Raw genomic sequence first — 6,633 nt, 5'->3', positions numbered from 1 at the left:
TAGCTCAGTCGGTAGAGCGCCGGACTGTTAATCCGTAGGTCCCTGGTTCGAGCCCAGGTTGAGGAGCCAAACACTAAAAGCCTTGCAGAAATGTAAGGCTTTTTCTTTACGTAAAATAAACCTAATATTCGACAACCATATACTAGGCAATACTCACCTCTCACACTGTACACTAGGTAACATACGCAACAGCTATGACAACGCCTATACACGATGATAAACAGCCCTGCTTATTGCACATTCAATACGTTCAGTGCAATATATAACGTATATACATTCATAAGATATAAATCACCATGCTCTGGAAAAACTCAAATACACGCTACGGCAGCATTTCAATCGTCTTACACTGGTTAATGGCATTAGTATTTATTGGCGTATATGCCTGTATTGAGTTACGAGAGTTTTACCCAAAAGGCAGCGACCCACGCGAAGCGTTGAAAACTTGGCACTTTATGCTTGGATTATCAATACTGCTACTCGTGACAATACGCTTATACTTTAAAGTGACCTCGCCTACTCCCAGCATTAGCCCTGAACCAAAACAATGGCAAACAATCTCTGCAGAATTGGCACACCTAGCGCTCTATGCACTAATGATTGGCATGCCTCTGCTCGGCTGGTTCTTACTAAGCGCAGCTGGTAAACCCATTCCATTTTACGGTTTAGAGCTACCTGTACTTGTCGCAAAAAATAAGGACTTGGCTTCATCCCTAAAAGAACTGCATGAAACCATCGGTGTATTAGGCTATTATCTGATAGGACTACATGCAATTGCGGCGTTATTCCATCACTATGTACTCAAAGACAACACCCTAACTAGAATATTGCCTCGCAATTAAAGAATACATGTTGTTATAAAAATTAATCATTACAGACTAGATACCAATAAAAATGAATAAGCTTGAGGTTTAAATGGCACGTCCTGAAAAGATTCGCCTTGGTGAAGTATTAGTTCAGCAAAGTTTAATTACTGCTGAAGATTTAAATAAATCTCTTGAAGAACAAAAACGTACAGGCCGTAAACTTGGGCGTATTTTTGTAGATAGCGGCTACGTCACAGAAACCCAGATTTCTGAAGCGTTAGCACACCAGCTAAAAATCCCTTATATCAATATCCAGCAATTCAGCACAAAATCTGAAATCATTAACAAGCTCCCAGAAGCACAAGCCCGACGTTTTCGGAGTGCTGTATTAGAGGATAGAGGCGCTACTTATTTAGTCGGCATGGTTGACCCAACCGACCTGTTCGCCTACGATGAAATCGTACGCATACTACGTAAAGATATTGAGCTTGCCGTTGTGCAAGAAAATGCCCTACTACAGTTAATTGATCGTAGCTATCGTCGCACTGACGAAATTTCAAATCTAGCGATAGAGCTTGGACAAGACCTTGGTGAGACTGCTATTGATTTTGCGGCATTAGGCATCACAGGTAACAGTGAAGAAGCACCTGTTGTTAAATTACTGCAAACTATTTTTGAAGATGCCGTACAAGTACGCGCTTCCGATATTCACATTGAACCACAAGAAAATAAGCTGCACATTCGCTTTAGAATTGATGGCGTTATGCATTTGCAAACTGAGGCCGAATTAAAAATTGCTTCAGCATTAGTTTTACGCCTTAAATTAATGTCTAGTCTGGATATTTCAGAAAAACGCTTACCTCAAGATGGCCGCTTTGCATTAAAAGTAAAACAGCAACCTGTTGATGTACGTATATCTACTATGCCGACCCAATATGGCGAGTCGGTGGTGATGCGTTTGCTGATTCAAAATACCAGTAATTTCTCATTAGAGAAATTAGGCATGCCTCCAGACATGCTAGAGCGTTTTCGTAAATTAATCCATCGCCCTAGCGGCATGGTATTAGTGACAGGCCCTACTGGTAGCGGTAAAACAACCACCCTCTATGCAGCACTTAATGAGCTAAACTCACCCTCAAATAAAATCATCACCGTTGAAGATCCTGTTGAATACCGCCTGCCTGGTATCAACCAAGTGCAAGTGAATGAAAAAATCGACTTAGACTTCTCTCGCGTATTGCGTTCAACTTTAAGGCAAGACCCAGATATTATTTTGGTTGGTGAAATGCGAGATCAGGAAACGGCGCAAATTGGCCTAAGAGCAGCAATGACTGGCCACTTAGTGTTATCAACACTACACACCAACGACGCAACAAGTACTTTAGTGAGAATGATTGACATGGGTGCGCCACGTTACATGGTAGCCACCTCAGTACTAGCGGTGATTGCGCAACGTTTAGTAAGGCTCATCTGCGAAGGCTGCTCCAATCCTTACGAACCACAACTATTTGAACAAGCGTGGTTACGGCATGAGCTTGGAAATGACACAGAAAGCCATCAATATGCGCATGGCAAAGGCTGTAGTATATGTAACGGCACAGGCTACCAAGGCCGACTTGGTGTTTATGAACTACTAGAAATGAATAACGAGCTGATTGACGCTGCCAGCCATCATGACCCTAATCACTTTATTAAATTAGGTCGTCAGGCCATGGCAGGTAAAACTTTACGTAAAAGCGCGATTGATCTCGTGCTAACGAAACGCACAACGATTGCTGAGGCCATGCGCATTAGCAATCAATTTGAAGAGTAAGCAACATGCCATTGTTTGCTTACAAAGGTAGAGATACCCAAGGTGCGCTAGTACAAGGCACTCTGGAAAGCACAGATAGCAACAATGTCGCCTCTCAACTATCCAGCCTTAATATTATCCCCATAGAAATTAAACCTCAAACGGCCAAAGCGGCATCTAAAGAGGTTGGTTTTGATTTTTTTGAAGAGAAAATCAGCACGCTAGATGTCATGTTATTTAGCCGACAAATGTACACCTTGCTCAAAGCTGGCATTCCTATCATGAATGCCCTCAATGGCTTGCAAGCCTCGACACAAAATAAAACCTTCAAATCAGTCATTGGTAACATCCGCGAAAGCCTTGCTGGAGGGCGAGAACTTTCGGTATCGCTGGCACAACATCCCAAGGTGTTTTCTAGCTTCTATATCAGCATGGTGCGTGTAGGTGAAAGTACAGGCTTATTAGATAGCGTCTTTTTAAGGCTGTTTGAGCATCTTGAGTTTGAACGCTTTATGCGTGATCAAATCAAGGCAGCCCTGCGCTACCCAACTTTTGTTGTGATTGCGATGGCCGTCGCAATTGTAATCGTCAACTTATTTGTGATTCCTGCATTTGCAAAAGTATTTGAAAGTTTTGGGGCTGAACTTCCGTTAATGACTAGAGTCCTTCTAGGTTTTTCTGGCTTTATGCAAGCATCATGGCCTTATTTACTAGCGGCAGGGATAGGTGCAATATTTTTGTTCCGCTCCTATGTTGCAACAAGTATTGGCAAATATAACTGGGATAGTTTCAAATTAAAGACCCCTATCGCTGGTAAAATTATTCATAAAGGTACGATGGCACGCTTTGCTAGAAGCTTTGCGTTAGCAAGTAAAAGCGGCGTTCCGATTACCAATGGGTTAAAGCTTGTTGCCCAAACTGCCGATAATGATTATGTAGGTAAGCGCATTGACCAAATGCGCGAAGGTGTAGAACGCGGCGAAAGCATTTTACGTACAGCCACTAATAGCGGCGTATTTAACCCCATTGTTTTACAGATGATTGCAGTAGGTGAAGAGTCAGGCTCATTAGATGACCTCATGGAAGAAGTCGCAGACATGTACCAACGCGATGTTGAATACGAGATTAAAACCTTGGGTGCGCAAATTGAACCTATATTAATCGTATTTTTAGGTGTCATGGTATTGATTCTAGCCTTAGGTATATTCTTGCCAATATGGGATTTAGGCAGCATTGCATTGAATAAAGGTTAATGACAGTGCCCGCTTTTTTGAAAAAGCATCACGCTGGCTTACATCGGTATGACTTTGCCGTTACATTAATCATCATTAGTGTATTAGCGTCATTACTACTGTATAGCCTGAACCGTATACAGAGAAATATTGAGACGCTAACGCATGAGGCTGAACTTAATAATATCAGATTAGCGATTACTGAAAGTTGGGTACATAAACATGCTAGGCATGAGGCTGTAAATGTAAAGGATTTAGTCAACACTAACCCAATGCGTTTTATTAACGAAATTCCAAACAACTACATTGGTGAAAAATCAGCCAAACCGATGAATTTATATGGTGTATGGTATTTCGATACACCTAGAAAACAGTTAGTATACGTATATAGCGATGACACAGAAGCAAGATATGCGCTTACAAACACCGCCACCAGAAAAAGTACCTCACTGCTAAGCACTGGTGGTTTAGATTTAGCGCCAATAGTAAATCAATAACTTTTCTAAAAAAAGGAAATGCTAATGAACAATAAAGTTAAAGGTTTTACCCTCATTGAGTTAATTGTCGTGATTATTATTCTTGGCATTTTAGCAGCAGTAGCATTGCCCAGATTTACCAACCTACAGCGCGATGCTCGTATTGCAAAACTTAACGCTGCCAGAGGAAGCGTTGCTGCGGCCTCTGCTTTAGCCCATGCAACAGTATTGGCAAGAAATAATGTTGCTGATATCACAGCATGTTCAGATGGCAATACCGCCAACAACAGCAATGGCGCAACGGGTACGGTTTGTACTGAGAATGGCATTGTGAACCTTGTGAACGCTTACCCTGATGTAACTGCCATTGGTACAACAGGCATACTTTCTGCCGCTGGTTTAACCACCACATTTAACCCAACAATCGATGAACTGCGAGCAGATGGTTACAACTACACAAGCACGGCAAATGTAGCAACGTTTCAAATCCAAGGCGCACCTACTATTGCTGAATGCCAGTTTACTTATGCAGAAGCAGTTGCAAATGGCGCACCAATCATTACACCAATTGTGACAACAGGTTGCTAATTTGATAAGTATCAAGTTGAATTTGCAAAATAATGTTTAAATGCAAAAAATCAAGTATTTCAGTTTTATTCTAAAAGTTTTAATTATTAACGTTTAAGGAGTCATCTGTAATGAAACATCAACAGTCTGGTTTTACATTAGTGGAGTTAGTGGTAGTTATTGTGATTTTAGGCATTTTGGCAGCTACTGCTTTGCCTAGATTTATTAATTTAACTACTGAAGCTCGTGTTTCAGCAGTTAACGGTATCGCAGGTGGTTTAAGAGCGGCTGTTGGAATTTCACAAGCTCGCTACTTTGCTACTGGAAATACAAATGCCACTACTGTAGACTTAATTGGTGCACCAGGTGTAGTAGTAGGGGCTGCCACAGGCATTCCCGCAGGAACAGCAGCAGGAATTGGTGCTGCAATGTCAGGCTTAACAACTGCTGAAGGAATTACACCTCTCTACACAGATCCAGAGGCGGTGACCTTCACTCCTGTTAACGGTGGAAATGCAACTTGTTTAGTAACCTATAATGGCACCTTAGGTACAGTAACTGTAGATATCTCAGGTTGCTAATAAGTTAAACTCCCCGACCCTTAGTAACATCGGGGAGCACTATACGTTGAAAACAGAGCCAAAGAATGCACCGACATAATGGCTTTACCGTTGTAGAACTTGTCGCAGTGATTGTGATTGTAGGCATCATTGCCGCAGTTGCTGCACCGCGTTTTATTGGCCGAGATGCTTTTGATGCTAGGGGTGCTTATGGCACCCTTATTTCTGCTTTACGTTATGCCCAAAAAACTGCGATTGCGCAGCGTACCAATGTGTTTGTAAATATAAACCTAAGTGCGAGGACGATTTGTTTAGGCTACACAAATACTTGCATCCCTGCTGTCATTGACCCAGCCACGCTAGCGCCTTATGCTAAAACATTACCGAATGGTGTCTCTCTAGCGTCCACCTCACCTATTATTGCTTTTGATGGTTTGGGTAGACCAATCCCGAATGCTCAAGCTACTTTTCAGATTCAAAATGCTGTGGTGCCTACAGAATCTATACGTACCATCACGGTAGAAGCAGAAACTGGCTATGTTCGATAATTTTATCAATCAGCGTCCACGAAATAAGCGTAAGCTGCATTTACTTAGTTCTGCATACCAAACTAGTGTCACTCAAGCTGGTGTAACGTTAGTTGAGTTGGTTATTTTTATTGTCATTATGGGTGTTGCACTGGCTGGCGTGCTTAAAGTGCTAGAAATCACTAGCCGCAACAGTGCTGACCCTCTCGTTAGAAAACAAGCATTATCAATAGCAGAATCATTACTGCTAGAGATACAACAACAGTCCTTTACCTTTTGCGACCCTGAAGATGCCAATGCATCATCCGCAACAAGCAATGCTGGGTGTGCATCGCAAACACAAGACTCAGACCCTGCTGGATTAGGTGCAATTACAGGCCCTTTCCCTAGCACTGAAAGTCGCTATAGCAATATAGACCCTTTTGATAATGTTGCCGATTATGGTGGGTTTACCATGCCAAATGCACAGTGTGCTGGTATTTGCATCCCTGGCGACCCTACACCGATCACGGGATTAGATGCATATGCAGCTTCAGTGACGATTACCAGAGCTGGTAATGTATTAGGTTTAAATAATGATGCAGCCCTCAGAATTAATGTCAGTGTGACAGGCCCTGCTAATACAGTAGTCACACTATCAGGTTATCGTGTTCGTTATGCGCCTAATATTTAA

The 6,633-nt window shown here is 42.2% G+C and carries 8 protein-coding genes; all 8 read left to right on the top strand.

The annotated features are described in order from the left end of the window. Positions 1 to 296: 296 nt before the first annotated feature. Complete coding sequence (locus tag Q7U33_RS03355; protein ID WP_304858168.1) at positions 297 to 842, top strand: cytochrome b; 546 nt, start codon at positions 297 to 299, stop codon at positions 840 to 842. A gap of 73 nt (positions 843 to 915) precedes the next feature. Next, entirely contained in the window at positions 916 to 2,619 is a 1,704-nt protein-coding gene (locus Q7U33_RS03350; RefSeq protein ID WP_304858167.1) for a GspE/PulE family protein, read from the top strand. A 5-nt stretch (positions 2,620 to 2,624) separates the two neighbouring features. Then, a complete protein-coding gene (locus tag Q7U33_RS03345; RefSeq protein ID WP_304858166.1) occupies positions 2,625 to 3,851 on the top strand; it encodes a type II secretion system F family protein in 1,227 nt (408 codons plus the stop codon). Positions 3,852 to 3,868: 17 nt separating this feature from the next. Further along, the gene (locus Q7U33_RS03340; RefSeq protein ID WP_304858165.1) at positions 3,869 to 4,327 is read left to right on the top strand and encodes a hypothetical protein; all 459 of its coding nucleotides are present in this window, start codon (positions 3,869 to 3,871) and stop codon (positions 4,325 to 4,327) included. Positions 4,328 to 4,351: 24 nt separating this feature from the next. Next, positions 4,352 to 4,894 carry a prepilin-type N-terminal cleavage/methylation domain-containing protein gene (locus Q7U33_RS03335; protein ID WP_304858164.1) on the top strand — a complete coding sequence of 181 codons (543 nt, stop codon included), beginning with the start codon at positions 4,352 to 4,354 and terminating at the stop codon, positions 4,892 to 4,894. Positions 4,895 to 5,004: 110 nt separating this feature from the next. Then, positions 5,005 to 5,454 (top strand): prepilin-type N-terminal cleavage/methylation domain-containing protein, encoded by a 450-nt coding sequence (locus tag Q7U33_RS03330; RefSeq protein WP_304858163.1) that lies wholly within the window; start codon positions 5,005 to 5,007, stop codon positions 5,452 to 5,454. Positions 5,455 to 5,519: 65 nt separating this feature from the next. After that, positions 5,520 to 5,981: a GspH/FimT family pseudopilin gene (locus Q7U33_RS03325; RefSeq protein WP_304858162.1), complete on the top strand. Its 462-nt coding sequence runs from the start codon at positions 5,520 to 5,522 to the stop codon at positions 5,979 to 5,981. Then, complete coding sequence (locus Q7U33_RS03320) at positions 5,971 to 6,633, top strand: type II secretion system protein (protein ID WP_304858161.1); 663 nt, start codon at positions 5,971 to 5,973, stop codon at positions 6,631 to 6,633. The genes Q7U33_RS03325 and Q7U33_RS03320 overlap by 11 nt, the downstream gene beginning before the upstream one ends.

This window comes from Methylotenera sp. (assembly GCF_030653755.1).
Taxonomy (GTDB): domain Bacteria; phylum Pseudomonadota; class Gammaproteobacteria; order Burkholderiales; family Methylophilaceae; genus Methylotenera.
The sequence above is the reverse complement of the archived record's forward strand: the minus strand, read 5'-3'. Positions and strand labels throughout refer to the sequence as shown.